This window comes from Arthrobacter sp. 135MFCol5.1 (genome assembly GCF_000374865.1).
GTDB lineage: Bacteria > Actinomycetota > Actinomycetes > Actinomycetales > Micrococcaceae > Arthrobacter.
This window is the reverse complement of record NZ_KB895462.1, coordinates 1-19,680: the sequence shown is the minus strand read 5'-3', so window position 1 is coordinate 19,680 and position 19,680 is coordinate 1. Positions and strand designations below refer to the sequence as shown.

General features: G+C 66.0%; 17 protein-coding genes. 6 read left to right on the top strand and 11 right to left on the bottom strand.

Annotated features, from left to right (window positions below; translation table 11 throughout):
* Nucleotide 1: 1 nt before the first annotated feature.
* From C563_RS0115275 to C563_RS0115260, 4 genes are all read right to left on the bottom strand, one after another.
* Nucleotides 2–1,240 carry a L,D-transpeptidase gene (locus tag C563_RS0115275; RefSeq protein ID WP_018762940.1) on the bottom strand — a complete coding sequence of 413 codons (1,239 nt, stop codon included), beginning with the start codon at nucleotides 1,238–1,240 and terminating at the stop codon, nucleotides 2–4.
* A 64-nt stretch (nucleotides 1,241–1,304) separates the two neighbouring features.
* Entirely contained in the window at nucleotides 1,305–2,771 is a 1,467-nt protein-coding gene (gene ahcY / locus C563_RS0115270) for an adenosylhomocysteinase (protein ID WP_018762939.1), read from the bottom strand.
* A 75-nt stretch (nucleotides 2,772–2,846) separates the two neighbouring features.
* Nucleotides 2,847–3,074: a Trm112 family protein gene (locus tag C563_RS0115265; protein WP_026264923.1), complete on the bottom strand. Its 228-nt coding sequence runs from the start codon at nucleotides 3,072–3,074 to the stop codon at nucleotides 2,847–2,849.
* Between the two features lie 79 nt (nucleotides 3,075–3,153).
* Nucleotides 3,154–3,540 carry a DUF3499 domain-containing protein gene (locus C563_RS0115260; protein ID WP_026264922.1) on the bottom strand — a complete coding sequence of 129 codons (387 nt, stop codon included), beginning with the start codon at nucleotides 3,538–3,540 and terminating at the stop codon, nucleotides 3,154–3,156.
* Between the two features lie 118 nt (nucleotides 3,541–3,658).
* On the opposite strand from C563_RS0115260, the gene C563_RS0115255 reads away from it, so the two are divergent.
* Nucleotides 3,659–4,171 (top strand): metallopeptidase family protein, encoded by a 513-nt coding sequence (locus C563_RS0115255; protein ID WP_026264921.1) that lies wholly within the window; start codon nucleotides 3,659–3,661, stop codon nucleotides 4,169–4,171.
* A 68-nt stretch (nucleotides 4,172–4,239) separates the two neighbouring features.
* On the opposite strand, the gene C563_RS0115250 is transcribed toward C563_RS0115255, so the two are convergent.
* The 3 genes from C563_RS0115250 to C563_RS22260 are packed head-to-tail and all read right to left on the bottom strand — an operon-like array spanning nucleotide 4,240 to nucleotide 9,843.
* The gene (locus C563_RS0115250) at nucleotides 4,240–5,934 is read right to left on the bottom strand and encodes a DUF5719 family protein (protein WP_018762936.1); all 1,695 of its coding nucleotides are present in this window, start codon (nucleotides 5,932–5,934) and stop codon (nucleotides 4,240–4,242) included.
* Complete coding sequence (locus C563_RS0115245; protein ID WP_018762935.1) at nucleotides 5,927–9,283, bottom strand: glycosyltransferase; 3,357 nt, start codon at nucleotides 9,281–9,283, stop codon at nucleotides 5,927–5,929. The genes C563_RS0115250 and C563_RS0115245 overlap by 8 nt, the downstream gene beginning before the upstream one ends.
* A 29-nt stretch (nucleotides 9,284–9,312) precedes the next feature.
* Entirely contained in the window at nucleotides 9,313–9,843 is a 531-nt protein-coding gene (locus C563_RS22260; RefSeq protein ID WP_018762934.1) for a WhiB family transcriptional regulator, read from the bottom strand.
* Nucleotides 9,844–10,233: 390 nt separating this feature from the next.
* On the opposite strand from C563_RS22260, the gene C563_RS0115235 reads away from it, so the two are divergent.
* A complete protein-coding gene (locus C563_RS0115235) occupies nucleotides 10,234–10,935 on the top strand; it encodes a TIGR03089 family protein (protein ID WP_018762933.1) in 702 nt (233 codons plus the stop codon).
* Nucleotides 10,936–10,947: 12 nt separating this feature from the next.
* On the opposite strand, the gene C563_RS0115230 is transcribed toward C563_RS0115235, so the two are convergent.
* Nucleotides 10,948–11,505, bottom strand: a complete 558-nt coding sequence (locus tag C563_RS0115230) for a GtrA family protein (RefSeq protein ID WP_018762932.1) — start codon at nucleotides 11,503–11,505, stop codon at nucleotides 10,948–10,950.
* Nucleotides 11,506–11,676: 171 nt separating this feature from the next.
* Between C563_RS0115230 and C563_RS0115225 the strand changes: the two genes are divergently transcribed.
* The 4 genes from C563_RS0115225 to manA are packed head-to-tail and all read left to right on the top strand — an operon-like array spanning nucleotide 11,677 to nucleotide 16,386.
* The gene (locus tag C563_RS0115225) at nucleotides 11,677–12,873 is read left to right on the top strand and encodes a 5-(carboxyamino)imidazole ribonucleotide synthase (RefSeq protein WP_081624193.1); all 1,197 of its coding nucleotides are present in this window, start codon (nucleotides 11,677–11,679) and stop codon (nucleotides 12,871–12,873) included.
* Nucleotides 12,870–13,454, top strand: coding sequence for a 5-(carboxyamino)imidazole ribonucleotide mutase (gene purE / locus C563_RS0115220; protein ID WP_018762930.1), 585 nt, complete (start codon nucleotides 12,870–12,872; stop codon nucleotides 13,452–13,454). The genes C563_RS0115225 and purE overlap by 4 nt, the downstream gene beginning before the upstream one ends.
* A 10-nt stretch (nucleotides 13,455–13,464) precedes the next feature.
* Nucleotides 13,465–15,108 carry an LCP family protein gene (locus tag C563_RS0115215; RefSeq protein ID WP_018762929.1) on the top strand — a complete coding sequence of 548 codons (1,644 nt, stop codon included), beginning with the start codon at nucleotides 13,465–13,467 and terminating at the stop codon, nucleotides 15,106–15,108.
* 33 nt (nucleotides 15,109–15,141) lie between these two features.
* On the top strand, nucleotides 15,142–16,386 hold the full coding sequence (gene manA, locus C563_RS0115210) for a mannose-6-phosphate isomerase, class I (protein ID WP_018762928.1): 1,245 nt from the start codon (nucleotides 15,142–15,144) through the stop codon (nucleotides 16,384–16,386).
* Here the strand turns inward: manA and C563_RS0115205 are convergent.
* The 3 genes from C563_RS0115205 to C563_RS23050 all read right to left on the bottom strand — a co-directional run bounded on the left by C563_RS0115205 (nucleotide 16,383) and on the right by C563_RS23050 (nucleotide 19,533).
* Nucleotides 16,383–17,426 (bottom strand): lipid II:glycine glycyltransferase FemX, encoded by a 1,044-nt coding sequence (locus C563_RS0115205; protein ID WP_018762927.1) that lies wholly within the window; start codon nucleotides 17,424–17,426, stop codon nucleotides 16,383–16,385. The genes manA and C563_RS0115205 overlap by 4 nt on opposite strands.
* 851 nt (nucleotides 17,427–18,277) lie before the next feature.
* Nucleotides 18,278–19,132 (bottom strand): IS3 family transposase, encoded by an 855-nt coding sequence (locus C563_RS22640; protein WP_018761876.1) that lies wholly within the window; start codon nucleotides 19,130–19,132, stop codon nucleotides 18,278–18,280.
* Nucleotides 19,129–19,533, bottom strand: coding sequence for a helix-turn-helix domain-containing protein (locus C563_RS23050; protein ID WP_442852938.1), 405 nt, complete (start codon nucleotides 19,531–19,533; stop codon nucleotides 19,129–19,131). Before C563_RS23050 ends, C563_RS22640 begins: the two co-directional genes overlap by 4 nt.
* Nucleotides 19,534–19,680: the final 147 nt, after the last annotated feature.

Sequence of the window (19,680 nt, the reverse complement as noted above, 5' to 3'; positions counted from 1 at the left end):
CTCAGTTGGCGTACTCGTTCCACGGGATGTTCCAGTCGCCGTAGCCGTCAGTGTTGGCCGCGTAGTCGCCCTCGGTGTTGATGATCTGGACCACGTCTCCGGTTCCCATGTTGTCGAACACCCAGGCTGCGCCATCGGGCAGGAATCCGATGCAGCCGTGCGAGACGTTGGTGTTCCCGATGTAAGGGTAGGCGGATTCGAGCGCCTGGTGGATGTAGGCGCCGCTCAGGGTGAGGCGGATGGTGTATTCGACGTCGGCTTCACCGTAGTAGGCGGGGTCACCGGGTTTCAGCCCGATGGTCGAGGCCCGGAAATGGTCAAACCTGTTCTTCTCCATCAGCACCGCGTATCCCTTGGCCGAAGGGAACCGTTTGTCCCCCATGCTGACCGGCAGCGTCTTGACCGGCTGGTCGTTGACGCTGAGCGTGAACGTGTGCGCGGTAGCATCCGCGACCGCCACCTTCTTGTCTCCGATCGAGACGTTGACCTTCTTGTTGAAGTTCGCGATCTGGCCGTTGCCCAGGTCGACACCAAAGAGCTGCATGTCCATGGTGATGGTGGAATTGGCTGCCCAGAAGTTTTCCGGCCGGTACCGGACCATGGTGTCGCTGTACCAGTGGAACGCACCACTCTGGCCTGCCGTGGTGGTGACCTTGATGGCCTTTTCGACGGCGTCGCGGTTGACTACCGGCTCGCTGAAGATGATCTGCAAGGGCTGCCCGACGCCCACCTTCATGCCGTTGAGCGGGTAGATGGCGGCATCTGCCTCATGCGAGCTGGACACTGTGTTGAAGGCCTGGGTGGTGCTGGTTTCGCGTCCGGCCGAGTCCTTGACCACGTACGTGTAGCTGTAGTCCGTGTTGAACTCCAGGGGGCCGGAGGCGGACCATGCCGTCCCGTTGGGGTCGATGCTGCCTTCGACGATTTTCCCGGCAGTACTGGTAAGGGTGACGCGCTGGATGGTCCCGTTGGCCACTTTCAGGGAAACCGGCGCCGCGGGGTTGACCTGCTTGGCGCCGTTGGCCGGCGATGCATCCAGGGTCACCGGGGGCACGATGGGGGAAGCGATTCCGGGGGACGTCCGCAGTGCGGAGGAGGCTTCAGATTCGAGCGGACCCCCAGCAAGGCCCGGTGCGACGGCGGCGAAAACCCCGCCCACGGCAGCCAGGACACAGACGGCTGCTACGGCGAGAATCTTCTTTACGCTCCCCCGGCGGCGGGGCTTTTCCTCAGGCTCCATAGTGTCGATCCTACGTGCAGAAAATAACGGCCCGGGCGCGTTGCTGCGCCCGGGCCCTCACGTGTCAGTAACGATAGTGCTCAGGCTTGTAGGGGCCGGCCGCGTCGATGTCCAGGTATTCAGCCTGGTCCTTGGTCAGCTCGGTGAGCTCCACGCCCAGAGCGTCCAGGTGCAGGCGGGCGACCTTTTCGTCCAGGACCTTGGGCAGGACGTACACCTTGTTTTCGTACTCGTCCTGGTCCTTCTTGGTCCACAGCTCGATCTGCGCGATGGTCTGGTTCGCGAACGAGTTGCTCATCACGAAGGACGGGTGGCCCGTGGCGTTGCCCAGGTTGAGGAGCCGGCCCTCGGACAGCACGATGATGGAGCGCTCGGCGTCGCTGCCGGCGTCGAAGACCCACTCGTGGACCTGCGGCTTGATCTCAACCTTCTTCACGCCGGGAACGCGGGCAAGGCCGGCAATGTCGATTTCGTTGTCGAAGTGGCCGATGTTGCCCACGATGGCCTTGTTCTTCATGCCCGCCATGTGCTCGGCCATGATGACATCCTTGTTGCCCGTGGTGGTGATGAAGATGTCGCCCTGTGCCAGGACTGATTCCAGCTTGGCCACCTGGTAGCCGTCCATGGCTGCCTGAAGCGCGCAGATGGGATCGATCTCGGTGACGATCACCCGTGAGCCTTGGCCGCGGAGGGCCTCTGCGGCACCCTTGCCGACGTCGCCGTACCCGCAGACGACGGCGACCTTGCCGCCCATGAGCACGTCGGTGGCACGGTTGATGCCGTCGGGCAGGGAGTGTCGGATGCCGTACTTGTTATCGAACTTGCTCTTGGTGACGGAGTCATTGACGTTGATGGCCGGGAACAGCAGCTTGCCCTGGTCCGCGAGCTGGTACAGGCGGTGGACACCGGTGGTGGTCTCTTCGCTGACACCCTTGATGGTGGCCGCCGTGCGGGTCCACTTCTGCGGGTCCGCGGCGAGGGAGCGGCGGAGCACCTCGAGGAAGATACCGTACTCCTCGGAATCTTCGGGGTCGGCGGAGGGGACGTTGCCCGCGGCCTCGAACTCGACACCCTTGTGGACCAGCATGGTGGCGTCGCCGCCGTCATCCAGGATCATGTTGGGACCCAGTTCGGGGTTGGACTCGGCACCGGGCCAGGTGAGGATCTGTTCGGCTGTCCACCAGTATTCTTCGAGGGTCTCGCCCTTCCAGGCGAAAACGGGCACGCCCTGCGGATCCTCGACGGTTCCCTTGCCCACGACAACTGCCGCTGCGGCCTCGTCCTGGGTGGAGAAGATGTTGCAGGAGGCCCAGCGGACCTCGGCGCCCAGCGCGGTGAGGGTTTCGATCAGCACCGCGGTCTGCACCGTCATGTGCAGGGAGCCTGCGATCCGGGCGCCCTTGAGCGGCTGCGTTGACCCGAATTCTTCGCGCAGGGACATCAGGCCGGGCATTTCGTGCTCCGCCAGGCGGATCTGGTGCCGCCCGGCTTCCGCCAGGGAGATATCGGCAACTTTGTACTCAAAAGTCATGAATGGTCCTTTGCTTGAGGCGGGGTCCTGGTCCCCGTTCTGCTGTTTCTCGGTGCGGGCTGGTGCAGGTGGATCTTATTGCCCTGCCGCGGCAGGATCGTGCTGGTCCGAGCCCGCCGTTGCCGCTGCCGCCAGCAGTTCCGGCGGAAGGAGCAACGGAATACCGTCTTCGATGGCGTACCGGTTCTTGACGCCTGCTTCATCTGCCGTGGTGGCCACCAGTTCTTCGCCTTCCTGGACCAAGGGCGAGCCGGTCACGGGGCAGCGCAGGACGGACAACAGCTCGGGACTGATCTTTGGCATGTGTTCTTGCTCCCTGGCGGGCGCGCTCGCGCCGGTAGCGGAAAAGATGTGCAGCAACCAGCCTACCGCCAGATCCAGGTCAGGAAGGTTCCCGAAGGACGCGCAGGTGCCCCCGCCGGGTTCCTTCGGTTCCGGCCGGCGCTTCGAGGGCGGAATGGTGCCCTCGCTGGGTGGGCGGCTGTGGCTCCGACGGGCGCGCCGCGGCATCACGGACGGCGTTGGCGAGTGCCAGGAGGTCGTCCGGGCCGGGCTGCTGTGGGGTGGACGGCATAGCCAGCCGCAAAACTTCCCAACCGCGCGGAACGGTCAACGAGCCCGCATGCTGTTCACAGAGGTCGTAGCAGTGCGGCTCGGCGTAGGTGGCCAGTGGACCGAGGACGGCCGTGGAGTCCGCATAGACGTACGTCAGGGTGGCTACCGCCGACTGGCGGCAGGCGGACCTTGAACATTGACGGATAGCTCCCACGACATCACAGACTACCCTTATATCCCTCGAAAGCCGTGCATTGGCTGCGGTCCCCGACGCGGACGGGCCGCCCGGGGAATATATCGCGTAAATCCGCCCCCGGGTTTAGAGTCGGTATATGCAGTCATCGAACCATGAATCAGGTTTTTCGGTCCGGTTGGCTGACCCGGACGCCTCGGCTGCGCCGGGCGTGGAAACCACCGGCAGGAGCTTCCTGCGGCGGCGCCGGAACCGCCACGGACGCGGCCTTCGCGGCGAAGTAATGCTCCCCACCCACCCCGGCTACCGGACCCGCGGCGACCGCTTCGACGATCTGGTCCTGGACTCAGCGCAGCGGCTCCATGACATTTGGGGCAAGACCCTTGACGGCGTCCGGTTCGGCGTCGACGAAATCCCGCCGGACCTCGAACAGTTGGCCGCCAAGGGCAGCACTGCCCCCATGGGGGCCTATACGCCCGCCGCTGGTGGCGAGGGGCCCATGATTACGGTGTACCGCCGCGTGGTTGAGAACGCCTGCTCCAGCGTGGAGGAGCTCCAGGACCTGGTCCACGATGTCGTGGTGGAGCACACCGCGGAGATGCTCGGCGTAGCCCCGGAGACCCTGGACCCGGTCTACCGCCGCCGCTACTGAGCCCGCCACCCGGGGCAGCCGCGCGGCAGGCCCCGGGTTTTGACCGGGCGTGCCGGCTGTCAGGAATCCTAGTAGCCCAGGGTAACCGGGACGCTTTCCTGTCCGGCGGCAGCCGGCAGGAAAGCCAGGGTTGAGACGTCGTTGCGACCGTCCTGGCCCAACAGCACGGAACCGTAGGCGGCATCCCCCGACGCCGACACCACATACCCGACGACGTCGGCACCGTCAGCCTGGTCCGGAACGGTAATGGTGGCGGTGGTTCCGCCGGCGATGTCCGCGGTGGCGGCCGGCCTGACCTTGCCATCGGCGGTGATTGGCGCGTAGGTAATGGTGGCCCGCGTGTCCAGGGCCCCGAACACCAGCTGGCGCAAGCCGCCCTTGGGGACGGGAACAACATGCTGGCTGCCCAGCCGCACGGCGGATCCCGCCCATGCCACATCCGAGGGTTGCCCGGCTTGAAGGCCGCGGCTCATTCGGGCGGCCGCCACGAAGGAAACGTCCGATGAGGCGGCAATGGTGTACTGGCCCGCCGGAACCCCGGCCAGGGACACTTCCGTGACGGAGCCGGCCTTGGCGGTGACCACTCCGCCGGCTGGGAGCGCGGTTTGGCCGTCCCGTCCATACAGCTTGATCTCCACCACGGCGTCCGAAGCGCCCGGAACCGTCAGTTGGAGCGCCGGGGCGGCATCCCCGTAACCGTTGCGGGACGTCAGCGCGGCAAGCCCGGCCGGATCCTGGATATCCACTCCTGGCACGACCTGGCGGACGGCCGGTGCCGCCCCGGGCGCAATGAAGTCCACGCCGCCCGGGGTCAGGCCGCGCAGGACGCTTTGCTGGATCGAGGCGGCCACGGGTCCGCCGGCGCTGCGTACGCGCACGCTGAGCTGGGGAACGTTGGGGGCCAGGCCGGCAAGGACGACGCTGCGGGTGGTGCCGGGAGCCACCAGCAGGCCTCGGCTGCCCGGCGCCTGGATCTGCCCTGCGCCACCGTACAGTTCCAGGCTTACCGTGGCAGGGGTGCTGGAAGCGTTGGTCAATGCCAGGACGGAAGTGCGGCCCACTGTGGTGCTGGCACCTCCCAGCCACTGGTCGTTGGAAGGTTGTCCGCAGGTGGCTGCCGCACTCCCCTGCAAGTCGCCGTCGGTGGCGGTGTATTTCATGGCACCGGCCGCGGACGCGTTCTGGTTGGCCACGGCGTTGGCGCTGAGGACGTTGACCTGGTCTGCGGCCCGGTCCGCCACCACTCCGGCGAGGAGCTCCTGTGGTGCGCCGGCCGCCGGAGGCTTCCCGGCGTCCTTGGCGATCTCAACGACGGCCGTCCCGTCCAGGCGGGTCAGGCGGCTCGCAGGCAGAACGCCGCCGGCGCCCAGCACGGCCGCGGTGACCTTGGTTGCGGCGGTGGCCGACTCCGGCCGGAACTGGGCGTCGGTGCCTGTGCCCGTACCCTCCAGCAGCCTCGCCGGGCCCGGGCACACGCCAACACTGGCTCCTGCCGGAACAGCTGCCCGCACCACCGGAAGGACACGGCTCGATGCCGGCCCCTGCACCAGCGACCCCGCAGCCACTACGGCTCCACCACCCGCGAGGATGAGCACCCCTGCGGCTGCTCCGGCTACCGCCGCTGCCCGCCCGCTGACGCGAGGCACCCGGGTGGAACCGCGGCCGGTCCGTTTGGCGTTACCACCGTTTTCGCTTTGGACTGGAGCCGGTGCCTGGACCGGCGCGGGAGCCCCGGAATCCGCCGGCGGGGTGTGCTCATGCATTTTGGTGTTCCTTACGCAGGGAGCCCTCGTCGCGTGAGAGGCCGGTCCGCGGCCGTTGCGTCGGCATCGGGACAGCGAGGATGACGGTCAGGCCGATCACCGTGATTTGGCCTGCAGCGGCCCAGAAAGCCCACGGGTTGTCGTAGCGGACCGTGAGCTGGCCGGCCGAGGCCGGAAGGGTGAAGGCCTGGGCCCAGCCGGACGTGGTGGAGGTCAGCTTGCGGCCGTCGAGCCAGGCGCTCCAGCCCGGGTCCGCCCGCTCGGCAAGCACCACCAGACGGCCCTCCGGACCGGTTGGGACGGCAGCGTCAACGCCGTCCTTGTTGGAGGGGACGGAGGTTGTGGTGGCACCGCGCGGATCCACGATACGGACGCGGTGGGCGACGTCCGCGGCCTGCAGGACCGCCTGGTTCGATGGGCTGATGCGCCAGAGCCAGCCGACGTCCGTCTGACCCACTGCCACCAGGCCGGGTACGGCATCCATGCGGCTGGCCGTCAGTTGGGCTGCCGTGTCTGCGGCCCGCAGCACCACGAAGCCGACGCCCAGTTGTTCGAGGTCGGCACGGGGATCCACTCCCTGGCCGGCAACCAGCGTGGCGACGACACGGCGGACGGAGCCGGTGACGTCGTCGTCGTCGCGGACCTCTTCCGCGCCCGGGGCGCCGATGATGGTGCGGGCGGAGGCAATGGCCGAGAGGTTGTCCAGGGTGGTACCGGCCCCCCGCATCAGGGAAGCCTTATAGGTGCCGTCCTCATTGGTGCTGATGATCAGGGTGCGGGTCTGTTCGGGTCCGGTACCGCGGTCGATCGCCGTAGCAGGCAGGGACCGTGCGTTCGCGGCCTCCACCAGCCGGGCGGAGCCCAGTGCTCGGTCGGTCCCGGAGCCGGATGGGCCGGGAGTGCCGGCCGGTGCTGCAGGCGCGGGGGCGGCGGCCGGACGCAGGAGGTTTTGGGCGGACCACGCAGCCATCCCGGCCAAAGGTCCGGCCAGAAGCATCACCAGGCCCACTGCCAGCCCGGCGCGTGCCGCAGTGGTGGCCTTGGACCCGGCAGCGGATCTGCGGTCAACGGCAGACATGACCTGGCCGGCGCCCAGGATTGCCGCGGACAGCAGGGCGAAGGAGGCAGCCGAAACCGCCGGTCCCGGGAAGGGGGTTACCAGGGACTCGGCGTTGATGCCCGTGGCCACGTGGCTGGTCAGCCATCCGCTGGCCAGTGACACCAGTGCCACGATCCAGAACCAGCGAACGGCCCGGACCGGGCGTCCCGCGACGAAGAGGCCAACGATGGCCAGGGCCACGACCGGGACCGAGATCAGGAGTGCCATCAGCAGCGCCCACGGCACCGGTCCGCCGGAGAACAGTCCAAGCCCCTGCAGCCCGCCCGCAGGGTCAAACGCCAGGGGCTGTCCGATAATTTGCTGCCACAGAGGCGCGGCATCGAAGCCAAGCGGGAGTCCGGGGTCGGCCAGGAGTGCGCGCGGCCGGTCGATGGTGGAAAGGCCGAACGGCACGAACAGGGCCGCACTGGGCAGCAGGGCCCACCACACGGTCCTCCCCCGCCGGCCCAACAGGACGCCGCAGAGGACTATGAGCACAACGGCCGGGACAAGCAGGGAAGGGGCGGAGGCCGTCGTGACGGCCAGCGCCAGGCCGGCTGCGGCGGAGGCAGTCCAGGATGGCATGCCGTTGACGCCGGGTTTGGCAGGCGCTTGGTCGGCCGGACGTGCATCAGCGGGGGATTCCAGGCTGAAGCTGCCATGGCCCACGGCTGAACCAGTAGCCCGCAGCAGGCCCAGGACCACCAGCGGAATCATCATGTGCGCTATGAGTGCGCCGGCGCGGCCTTGGTTGAGGGCAACCTGCAGTGCCGGGGCAGCCGCCCAGAAAATGGCGGCTGCGAGCCGGAGCCGGCGCCGGGCCGTCAGGCCGCCTGCCGCAAACCAGGCGGTAAGGCCGGAGAGCGGGGCGCCCAGGAGGAGGAGCCACGCCATGGCCGGGTTGGCATCGCCGCCACCCAGGACACCGATAATCCACAGCACATAGTCAAAGGGGTCGCCATGGCCGGGAAGTCCGGCTCCCAGGCTGATCCACCAGCCGGAGGCGTTGTGCCAGATGTCGCCCAAACCCGCCGATACCGGGATCAGGCCGCCGCCGGTGATGGCATTGGCCCGGAACAATCCGGTGAGGGCGAGGAGCGAGGCGATTGACGCAATGATGACGGCAGCGAGGGCGCCGTTGCCCACCCATCCCCTCTTGGCGGTGGCGAGGGCGGCGAAGTCATCAGCGGCGTCACCGGTGGGCTGGTGGGCGAGCGGATCCTGCACCAGGTGGTCAGCGCCGGATCCGTCCGATCCCAGCGCCTCCATCAGGGACCGGCGGTGGCTCCACACTTCACGGCGTGGTGTTTGCAGCTTGCGGATCACCGAGCGTCGGATCCGCCGGGTCCGTTTGGCCGCCCTTCGGGCTTTTGCCACCGACCGTGGACGGCCCAGGGCCGCACAGGTGGCCAGGAGCTGTGAAATGCCGTGGCCGGGATCCTTGACCACGATGCTCAGGACTAGTTTGAAGAGGCTGCCCAGCAACGCTCCAAGGCCGTGGACCGGCACCATCCAGAGGGGGCTGTGCTTGAGCCGCAGGTGTACCTGTGCCTTGCGGGCTGCTGCGGGGTTGCCCAACGCGTGGGGCCGGTGCGCGACGTGGAACATGCGGGCCGCGGGGACTACCACGACGCGGTGGCCGGCCAGCCGGTTCCGCCAGCAGAAGTCAACGTCGTCGCCGCTGCCAGGCAGGGCGGGATCGAAACCGCCCAGTTGCTCCCAAACGTCCCGGCGGACCAGCATGCCCGCGGAATTGACGGCGAAAGTGTCGGTGCGGCCGTCGTACTGGCCTTGGTCCAGCTCATCGGCGTCGATCAGGGTGAGCCGCTCAGCCCACCGGCTGGTGGAAAGCCCGACGTCGATCAGCCGGCGCGGCGAGTGCCAGTCGAGCTGCTTGCAGCCGGCCACGGTCACGGAAGGCGCACGCTCCACGGCGCCGAGGAGTTCAGCGAGGGCATCCGGGGCCGGGGCCGCGTCGTCGTGCAGCAGCCAGATCCATTCCGTCCTGTCGCCGCCCGACCCGGCTTTAGGAACCAAACCGGCGAGGCCTGCGGAGATGGCCGCACCCATACCGCCCTTGGTCCGGGGGTAGGCCAGGACGCTGGCGTCGCCCAGGGATTCCCGAAGCAGGCTGTGGGAGTCGTCGGCAGAACCGGCATCAACGCCGATGGCACGGTCGACAGGCCGGGTCTGGCCAGCCAGGGCTGACAGGGTTGTGGGCAGATAGGCACTGCCGTTGTGGGCGACCACAACGGCAGTGACATGGACATCCTGAAGAATTAGATCGCTCGCTTCCTAAGCCGCCGGCGCTCACGCTCGGAAAGGCCTCCCCAGATGCCGAACCGTTCGTCGTTGGCCAGCGCGTACTCCAGGCATTGCGACCGTACGTTGCAGGCGCCGCACACCTTCTTGGCGTCGCGGGTGGAACCGCCCTTTTCCGGGAAGAACGCCTCCGGGTCAGTCTGGGCGCACAAAGCGTCAGTCTGCCAGCCCAGTTCGCCTTCGTCATCGAAGTCCTGTTGGAGCGGCAGTCCGATCCACACCGGTTGCACGCTTCCGCCGGCGGCCAACTCCATGGGCGGATCCAGGTCGTCCTCCGGTTCCGCGCCGTCCAGCAGGGCCTCGTGCGCCGCGAGGAACGCCGTGGCCTGATCCTCGAGGACACTGCCGGAGTTCCTTTTGTACCGTTCCGCAGCATCAGGATCGGCGGGGTCAACGTACCAATCGCTTGGCACCCCCCGCGCACGGTACTTTGCCGTTGCCTGGCCGGCTACGACGGCATCTTCCTGGATACGCTCTGCTTGCCCCACGGCGACCCTCCTGACGTTGCAGCCACTGCCTTGATACGTGGACACTCGGTTGTGTGCCGGTATTTACGCAATTGCTTTAGATACCTAATTACACGCGTGTAACTAGGGTGAGTCAAGCCGTAGCCGGGATAATAGACAGTGAAACCTAAGAACTTTGCGCACGCCACGCCCGGGTTTTTTGCCGGCTTCGGCGTGGCGCGGGCCGGAAGCAGCATATTCCGGCCGTGAAAGCCGCAAAAACAGCGCCACGACGGGGAAAATACCCGCTAAGTGCCAAAATAGCAAGCACCCTTAGTAGGCCACGTGATAAACATCACTCCTGCCGGCGGACTGGGGACGCAGCGTCCAGCTGCTGGTGACCAGGGGATGCCAGGATGGCAGGATGAAGCCATGACATCGATCCCCGCCATCACCCTGATGGGCAACCTCCGTTCCGGCAACTCCACGGCACCGCGCCTGACCTGGTACGGGCCGGATTCGGAACGGGTTGAATTGTCGGGCCGGGTCCTGGACAACTGGGTGGCCAAGACCAGCAACCTGCTTCAGGACGAGCTCGACGCGGAGCCGGGCATGCGCCTCGGACTTGCGCTGCCGGCGCACTGGAAGGCCTTGGTCTGGGCGCTGGCCGGCTGGCAGCTTGGCCTGGAAGCAGTGTTCGACGGCGGACCGGTGGACTTTACGGTGACAGCCGCCCCTGGTGAGGCGACAATCGGGCACGGCGCCGTGATCGCCGTCGCGCTGCCCGCCCTCGCCATGCGCTGGCCAGGGGAACTTCCGGGTGGCTGCATCGACTACGCGGCAGAGGTACGGTCCCACGCGGACGTGTTCATGCCGCACACGGATCCTGATCCCTCAGCCCGCGCGCTCGTGACGGGCGACGGGCGCCCGGTGGAGCACAAGGACCTGCTCACGGACTTTGGTGCATCCCATGGGGAGGGCGTCCGCCTCCACATTCCAGCGGGCAACGGCCTCGAGTCAGCGCTGTCCAACGCGCTGGGCGCCTGGCAGCACGGCGGCTCCGTGGTCCTGACCCACCCGGATGTTGAACTCACGGACAAACTGCTGGCCGACGAACGCATCCACGGCAGCTAGCAGGCGCGGGTCCTAGGCCTTCGGGCCACCGTCGACAGGGGCGGAAGCGGGACGTTCGGCGCGCGCGGACTCCCGGTGCGGGTGCGCTTCGATGAGTTCGTGGTCGTGCGAGAACTCCGGCTCCTGGTCCAGCTCCTGGTTGAACACCAGGAAGCGGTACGCGAAGAACCGGACAACAGTGGCGACGAGGATGCCCGCGACCCCTGCCAGGAAGAGCAGGTTCTTGTCGTCGATACCCATCCCGTACTTGGCCAGCGCGGTGAATCCGGTGGAGATCCCGATCCCGATGCCATTGATGATGACGAACATGACGAACTCGCGAAGAACATTGGCCTGGCGCCGGTGCCGGAAAGTCCAAAAACGGTTTGCGATCCACGAGAAGACCGTGGCCACGGTGGCGCCCACGAAGCGCGCCTTCGCTTCGCTGTCCGACATCGGGCCGTGCATCAGGTAGTACGTCAGCCCGTTGTCGATGACGAATGCCACACCGCCCACGGCCCCGAATTTGGCCACTTCCCGCCAGAAGAGCGAGGCAAGCCCCCGGATACGATCTGCAAGTGCGCTAAACATGACCCTCCATGGCCGTCCGAACTGTGGGCCACTCGGCCAAGGACCCATTTTAGCCCCCAAAGCTTTGGACTGGCCCCGGACTGCCCCCGCTGCCGGCCCGCAGCAGAAAATGTCACGCTCCCGCCGGGCCGTAAAAGCGCGATACGGTGCGTCTTCGGTAGGCTGGCATACGTGACTTTTCCAGTAATAGGTGTAGTTGGCGGCGGCCAGCTTGCGCGAATGATGGCCCCTGCCGCTACAGCACTCGGCTTCGAACTCCGTGTCCTCGCCGAAGGCGAGGACGTTTCCGCGGTCTCTGCCGTACCGGCCACGCCGGTGGGCGATTACAAGGACCTGCAGACCCTCCTGGAATTTTCCCGGGGCCTGGACGTGATGACGTTTGACCACGAGCACGTGCCCACGGCGCACCTCAGGGCGCTCCAGGAAGCGGGGGTCAATGTCCAGCCCGGACCGGACGCCTTGGTCCATGCACAGGACAAACTGGTCATGCGCGCAGCCATCGACCGGTTGGAACTGCCCAACCCCGCCTGGGCGTCAGTGGCCAATGTCGCAGACCTGGTCAGCTTCGGCGAGGAAACGGGCTGGCCCGTGGTACTGAAGATGCCGCGCGGAGGCTACGACGGCAAGGGCGTCCGGATTATTGCCTCCGCAGAGGAAGCTGCCGGCGCCGCCGAATGGTTCGACGCCATGAGCCCCTTGCTGGCCGAAGCGAAGGTGGAGTTCACCCGCGAACTGTCCGCCCTGGTGGCGCGGACACCTGATGGCGAAGCCCGGGCCTGGCCGGTGGTCCACACCATCCAGGTGGATGGTGTCTGTGACGAGGTGATCGCACCCGCGCTGGACATCCCGCTGGAGGTGGCCGCAGCCGCCGAGGACGCCGCATTGCGTATCGCAGCGGAGCTCAACGTCACCGGCGTCCTCGCTGTTGAACTTTTCGAGACGCCGGGCTCGGGCGCCGGCTTCCTGGTCAACGAACTGGCCATGAGGCCACACAACACCGGCCACTGGACCCAGGATGGCTCCATCACCAGCCAGTTCGAACAGCATCTGCGCGCCGTCCTCAACCTTCCACTCGGCGCCACCGACGCATTGGCCCCCGTCACCGTGATGAAGAATTTCCTGGGCGGGGAAAACCAGGACCTCTTCTCCGCCTACCCGATGGCCCTGGCCAGCGAGCCGGCCGCCAAGGTCCATTGCTACGGCAAATCCGTGCGGCCCGGACGTAAGATCGGCCATGTCAACCTGGTGGGAAGTTCGACGACGGACGTTGACTCGGTCAGGCGCCGGGCAACGGCGGTGGCGGCCATCATCCGTGATGGACGTGCCGGCGCCGAGGAACCATCCCCTATCTTCGAGGAGAACGCATGAGCGCCGAAGCCACCCCAGCCGCCGGTCCCGGTGCCAGCCCCCTGGTGGGCCTGGTCATGGGCTCCGACTCGGACTGGCCCGTCATGGAGGCGGCGGCCGAGGCCCTCGCCGAATTCGGCATCCCGTTCGAAGCTGACGTCGTCTCCGCCCACCGGATGCCGACCGAGATGATCCGCTACGGCCAGACGGCTCACGAGCGGGGGCTGCGCGTCATCATCGCCGGGGCCGGCGGCGCCGCGCACCTGCCGGGCATGCTGGCCAGCGTTACTCCCCTGCCGGTCATCGGCGTCCCCGTCCCGCTCAAGACCCTTGACGGCATGGACTCCCTGCTGTCCATCGTCCAGATGCCCGCGGGTGTGCCGGTGGCAACGGTATCCATCGGCGGTGCACGCAACGCGGGCCTCCTGGCCGTGCGGATGCTTGCCTCCGGTACGGACGAACTCGCTGCGTCACTGCGCGCCGACCTCCTGGATTTCGCTGCCGACCTCAACGCCGTCGCCTCGCGCAAGGGCGCCAACCTGCGGCAGAAAGTCAGCGAAGTCTTCCCTGACGTGTCCGGCTCACTTCGGGGCAGCCGTTAGGGCGGCGGGAATGGCCAGCAGCACGCAGCAGCCGGGCACCGGAGCGATTTTGACTGATCCGGTCCGTTACCCGGCCGGCGCTTCCCCGGCAGTCCGCACCAAACGGGCCTTCGTGTTGGTCCTCCTGACGCTGCTGGTACCGGGGAGCGCCCAGCTCGTGGCCGGCGACCGGAAGCTGGGCAGGATCGCGCTGCGCACCACGCTCTGCGTCTGGGCACTCCTGGTCCTGGCAGTGGTCCTCCTAATGCTGGACCGGACGCTGGTGATCAACGTGTTCACCAACCCCGTCACGTCACTGGTCCTGGTGATCCTGCTGACGGCCCTGGCTGTTGGCTGGGCCCTGCTGTTCGTCAACACCCTGCGAATCATCCGCCCGGTCCTGCTGGCACCGCCGGCCCGCCCCGCCGTCGGGATCGCCCTGGTGCTGGCCTTGGTCCTTGGCAGCGGGTCCCTGGGCTACGCCGCCTACCTTCTGAACGTGGGCCGTAATGCGATCGGCAGCATTTTCTCGTCCGGGCCCGCCATTGAGCCAGTGGACGGCAGGTACAACTTCCTGATGATGGGCGGCGACGCCGGAGACGACCGCACCGGTCGCCGCCCCGACAGCCTTTCCGTGCTGAGCGTTGACGCCAAGACCGGCCAGACAGCCATCATTTCCATCCCCCGGAACTTCCAGAACGCCCAATTCAGCGCAAACTCGCCCATGCGCGCCATCTACCCCGACGGCTACGACTGCGGGGACGAATGCCTGATCAACGCCATCAACACCGAGGTCACCAACGAGCACGCCAATCTCTACCCGGGCGTGGCGGACCCTGGGGCGCAGGCCACCCTGGAGGCAGTATCCGGCACGCTTGGCATGGACATCCAGGCTTACGTCCTGGTGGACATGGACGGCTTTTCCAAGTTGATCGATGCCATGGGCGGCATCAGGATCAAGGCGGGCGGCTGGGTGCCCATCAGCGGTGAAACCATCGATGAAGCCAACGGTATCCACGGCATGCCCTTGGGCTGGATACCGGCCGGCGACAACACCCTGGACGGCTACCACGCCCTCTGGTACGGGCGCTCACGCGAGTTCGTGGACGACTACGCCCGCATCGCCCGCCAACAGTGCGTGCAGCAGGCCATGCTCAAGCAGCTGGACCCGGCCACCCTGCTGTCCAAATTCGAGGACATTGCCAACGCCGGCACCAAGGTTGTGGAGTCCAACATTTCCTCCACCCAGCTGGGCAGTTTTGTGGACCTGGCCATCAAGGCCAAGGGCAAGGAGGTCAAGCGGCTCACCATCGGGCCGCCGGACTTCGACCCCGCATTCTCCACCAACCCCGATTTCGACCAGATCCACGACCGTGTGGACCAGCTGCTGGCGTCGGCGTCAGGAGCCCAGGCAACAGGGGCGTCCGACGACACGATCAACGCACCGGCAGCCGGTGCCGGGCACGTCCAGGCGGCAGGACCGGCCGGGCTTTCCCGGGCCATGACCGGAGGACTGCCGCAGGAGTCCACGGCGCCGTCGGACTTCACACCGGTGACCACCACCCCCGACGGCGAGCCGATCACGGAGCAGATGCTGGACGATTTCAAGCGCCAGGGCAACGAGCAGGCCATCCGCAACCTCGTGGCCACCAACGGCCAGTGCGCCGCACTGTAGCCGTCCCATCACACCTAGGGAAACGGAACATCCTTGTACGAGATCGAGAACGTCCTTCGGGATTACGCATGGGGCTCGACGACGGCGATCGCCTCGCTGCTCGGCCGCCCCGAATCCGGGCGGCCCGAGGCCGAACTGTGGATCGGCGCGCACCCTGATTCGCCGTCGGTGGCCCACATTTCCGAGGACGGCGGACGACGCCCGCTCGACGACCTGATCGCCACCGACCCTGAGCATTTCCTCGGTGCGGAATCAGTGGCCGCATTTGGCCCGCGGCTGCCTTTCCTGGCCAAGATCCTGGCAGCAGCCCAGCCGCTGTCCCTCCAGGTCCATCCGAGCCTGGAGCAGGCAAGGGCCGGGTTCGCGCGGGAAAAGGATGCAGGGCTCGACCCCCATGCCGCCAACCGGAACTACAAGGACGACAACCACAAGCCGGAAATGATCTTCGCCCTCACGCCGTTCGAGGCGTTGTGCGGGTTCCGCCCGGCGGCCGAGACCCGGAAGATCCTGGACCACGTTGCCGGGACCTTCCCGTCACCGGATGAGTGCCCTGTCCTGGTGCAGGACCTCTTGTCCGACCTCTCCGCGGAAGATGAAGGCGCCGGCCTGCACGATGCATTCGAACGGCTCATCACCGGCGGGCAGGCCGCGGCCGAGGCTACGGCCCTGGTGGTGGCAGCATTGCTTTCAGGAGCTCCCCTGGCGCCGTACGAGGCCGAGCTCGGAACCGTCATCAGCCTCAATGAGAAGTACCCCGGCGATCCCGGAGTCCTGATCTCGCTGCTGTTGAACAGGATCTCCCTGCAGCCCGGCGAGGCCGTCTACCTGCCGGCAGGAAACGTCCACGCGTACCTCCATGGCCTCGGCGTGGAGGTCATGGCGTCCTCGGACAACGTCCTGCGCGGCGGCCTGACCCCCAAGCACATCGATGTGCCGGAGCTCCTGAAGACCATCGACTTCCACCCGGTGGCCGTTCCGATGCTGCACGCCGGGAGGACCATGATGGACCAGGAGGTGTACCGGCCGCCGTTCGGAGAGTTTCAGCTTCAGCGCATCGAGTTGGGCCCGGACTCCGGCCCCGTCCCGTTGGCCCAGTCCGGCGCCGCCGTGGTCATAGTGGTGGCCGGTGCCGTCTACCTGGACTCACCCAAGGGCGACCTGGAGCTGTCCCGCGGTTCCAGCGCGTTCGTGGCCGCTGCCGAGGCCCCGGTCAACGTCCACCGGGCAGCAGGCAGCAGCGAGCCTGCCCTGGCCTTCGCCGTGACTACCGGACTCTAGCGCCGCTTCATCAGCCCCTTCGCCCGGCCCGCCGCGCCCTTGACCAGCCGGCGGGCCGCCTGGAGGCCTTTGCGGGCCAGCGGCATGGCTGTGGAGTACGCGGGGTAGAACGGCGACAACGGCTTTTCCCAGGTCCCCAGGAGCATGTCCTCATGCTTGGCGAACTGCTTCTTGAAGTCGGAGATGCCGTCGTTGAGGAGGCCGTTGAAGTCATACCGGCTGCAGCCGTCTTCCCGCATCAACTGCAATGCCGCCCACTTGACCCCGTAGTTCACGCGCTGCTTCTGGCCCTCGGCGGACACGCCGCCATAAAGTTCGAACGCGGTGGTGCCGCTGCGGGAAAGCCACGTGAACGCAAGCATCTGTTCGCCGTCGAAGGCTGCGACGATGGGCGAGGCGTCCCCCAGGTTCCGGAAGATGTCGCGATAGTACTGGTCCTCGTGGATGCCGAACCCGGCACGTTCCGCCGTGTCGTGGTAGATCGCAAGCACCTGCTCCAGCTCGGAGTCGTTCTTGACCTTGCGGAATTCCACGTCGCTGCGCATCGCCTTGCGGATGTTGGCCCGCGTTGACTTGGACATCTCCGCCATCAGTTCATCGTCTGACCGGGTAAGGTCCAGGATCAATGTCCTGGGGATCAGGACGGTGTTTGCCGATTCCCGGAAGCCGGCCGCGGCGACGGCACCGGCGAAGGCAGAGCCGCGGTCCCAGTCGGGTTCGATGCTGAGGGCAACGCCGCGGTGCCGAAGGGCTGCGTGCTCGGCCAGCCGGTTGAGCACCTCCTGCGCATTCTCCACGGTGCACATCGGACCGCGCGGGATGTAGACCAGGGCTCGGAAGGGTGCAGGCAGCTTCCGGACCAGGAGCTGGGCACAGCCAATGGTTTCGTCACCGGCCTTGACGAGGACCCGGTCCACGGACCAGCCGTGCATCGCCTTGGTCTCTCCCCAGCCCCACAGCTGCTGCGGGTGGCCCTGGAACCGGTCGACATATTCGTCCCAGAGGGCGCGGTCAATACAGGGCACAACGGCAGGAATCATGGCTTAAACCCTATACCAAGGCGTTAACGCCAAAGCCCCGGCAGCGCGCATTGAACTGGTCCCCGAAAGTTGGACTCGTAAATGTGCGAACTCCACGTTAGCGGCTAGTGTCGGCTTTTCACGGAAGTCCCCGTCCCACTCGGGACGGGGACTTCTTCGTCGTCAAAGTCATGCCCGCCGTGACTCAGGCAGAGTCATCACCGCTGAGGCGGACCAGGGCAGTTCTGGGACGACCTGTGGAGGCCCCAAAGTTGACGTCGAAATCCTTAGCGAGAGGCTTTAGCACCACGAGCACCGCAGCGCCCGACGAGTCATTGACCTGTTGAATAACAGCTGCAGATTCCGAGGGAGTTACGGAAAAGTCCGTGCCCTTTCGGCAGTCGTCAGTCAACAGGAGATAGACATTCCCCGACATGCTGGTGTGCTCCACAGGCTTGGTGCCCGGGAGCTCGGCATGGTGGATGGAGGGAACTGCTCGTCCTCTGCTGATGACCTCGCCACAAAGCCACACCTGCGCTTGTTGATCAGTGGAGACCTCAGGGGCATTTGATGGTGTCGTATCGACTAATGAGCACGAGACCAGCCCAAGGCCGCTCAGTGTTGTAACCAGTCCTGCAAGACCGAGGACGAGCTTTGACCTGTTCATCTAGCAGTAACCAGCGCAACGCGGACGTGCGGAATATCCATGTGCCCCTCCCCAGAAGGCCTCTATCCTGACACTGGTGCGATCCTCCTCCCTCCGAAGCCGTGACGCAAGGTCTCACTGTCGGAGAGAGTAGCCAGAGCAGGCTAAGCGTTTGCAGGGCTTAGCGATTCTGTCAGTGTCGGGTCAGCGATGGCTGCGAGTGGACCTATGACGCAAGCATCTGAGCCCGGTACTGAACCGGGCTCCTCCCTTTGAGCGTGGTGGAGATTCTTTCGGTGTTGTACCAGTGGATGTATTCGTTCAGCGCCGTGGTGAGTGCGTCGGTACTGAGGAAGCGGACACGGTGGAAGAGTTCCTCCTTGAGGTGCCCAAAGAAGTTTTCCATCACCGCGTTGTCGTAGCAGTTGGCTTTGCGGGACATGGATTGGACCGCACCGGCCTGCCCCAAGAGAGTGCGCCACGAGATGTGCTGGTACTGGAACCCCTGGTCGGAATGCACGAGCGGCTGCTGCCCAGGCTCCAGGCGTTCAAAGGCGCCACGCAACGAGTTGTTAGTCAGATCCAGGTTCGGGGATGTGCTGATGCTGTGGGAGATGATTTGCCGGTCGAAGAGGTCCATGACAGGCGAGAGGTAGAGCTTACGGTCTCCAACGCTGAACTCGGTCACGTCCGTGACCCACTTCTGGTTTGGGGCAGTGGCATCGAACTTCCTGTTCAGGAGGTTCGGCGCGATCATGCCCGCCTCGCCTTGGTATGAGTTGTAGCGTTTCCTGCGCCGCACCTTGCAGAGCAGGCCGAGTGTCCGCATCAACTTCAGCACGGTCTTTTTGGCAACCGTCCAGCCAAGATTGAGCAGTTCACTGTGCACCCGCCGGTGCCCGTACCGCCCATGGTTCTTCTTAAAGATGTCGCTGATGGACGCCTTGAGTTCCTCTTGCGGGTCAGCGGCTTGAAGGCGCGCCTGGTGGTAGAAAAACGTGGATCGTGCCAGGCCCGAGACCTGAAGAAGAAGCGGCAGCGGGAAGTCAGCCTTGAGGGCGATGAGGGCCTGGACCTTCACCTTTGTTTTGGAGCCCTCAAGGCTCGCAATTTTCCCAGATACGCGACTTGGGCCCGCAGGCGTTCGTTCTCCCGCCGTAGCCGTTCTAGCTCGGATACTTCGGCAGGCGGTGGGGAGTCAGGCTTCCGGGGTCTGCCCTTGGGCTTGGGGCGTAAGGCGTCCACGCCTTCACGACGGTAGGTACGCACCCACGACTTGAGTAGCAGGGCCGAAGATAAGCCGGCCTCTTCAGCCAAGGCCGGTGCAGTCTCACCCGCGAGGAACCGTTGCACCAGGGCGAGCTTGAATTCGAACGTGTACGACTGAGCAGGCTTCGTCACCAGCGCACCTTGACCATGGATCCTCCACCGCCGATACAGCCTCTTAACAGGCCCACGAGAGTCACGAGACACACCGAGCATGGTGGCGGTCGCCGTGTAAGCAAGGCCCTTCTCAAACCACGCTACAGCCGTTGCGCGCTGATCGGCTGACAAAGAACTACTTGAACGCAAAACTGCTCCCCGGAAGTCGAAACTGAATTTTCAGTCCAACTTTCGGGGAGCAGTTCA

Coding starts and splice junctions, on each gene's coding strand:
- C563_RS0115275 (WP_018762940.1), bottom strand. CDS start 1,240: ATGGAGCCTGAGGAAAAGCCCCGCCGCCGGGGGAGCGTAAAGAAGATT.
- ahcY (WP_018762939.1), bottom strand. CDS start 2,771: ATGACTTTTGAGTACAAAGTTGCCGATATCTCCCTGGCGGAAGCCGGG.
- C563_RS0115265 (WP_026264923.1), bottom strand. CDS start 3,074: ATGCCAAAGATCAGTCCCGAGCTGTTGTCCGTCCTGCGCTGCCCCGTG.
- C563_RS0115255 (WP_026264921.1), top strand. CDS start 3,659: ATGCAGTCATCGAACCATGAATCAGGTTTTTCGGTCCGGTTGGCTGAC.
- C563_RS0115250 (WP_018762936.1), bottom strand. CDS start 5,934: ATGCATGAGCACACCCCGCCGGCGGATTCCGGGGCTCCCGCGCCGGTC.
- C563_RS0115235 (WP_018762933.1), top strand. CDS start 10,234: ATGACATCGATCCCCGCCATCACCCTGATGGGCAACCTCCGTTCCGGC.
- C563_RS0115230 (WP_018762932.1), bottom strand. CDS start 11,505: ATGTTTAGCGCACTTGCAGATCGTATCCGGGGGCTTGCCTCGCTCTTC.
- purE (WP_018762930.1), top strand. CDS start 12,870: ATGAGCGCCGAAGCCACCCCAGCCGCCGGTCCCGGTGCCAGCCCCCTG.
- C563_RS0115215 (WP_018762929.1), top strand. CDS start 13,465: ATGGCCAGCAGCACGCAGCAGCCGGGCACCGGAGCGATTTTGACTGAT.
- C563_RS0115205 (WP_018762927.1), bottom strand. CDS start 17,426: ATGATTCCTGCCGTTGTGCCCTGTATTGACCGCGCCCTCTGGGACGAA.
- C563_RS23050 (WP_442852938.1), bottom strand. CDS start 19,533: ATGCTCGGTGTGTCTCGTGACTCTCGTGGGCCTGTTAAGAGGCTGTAT.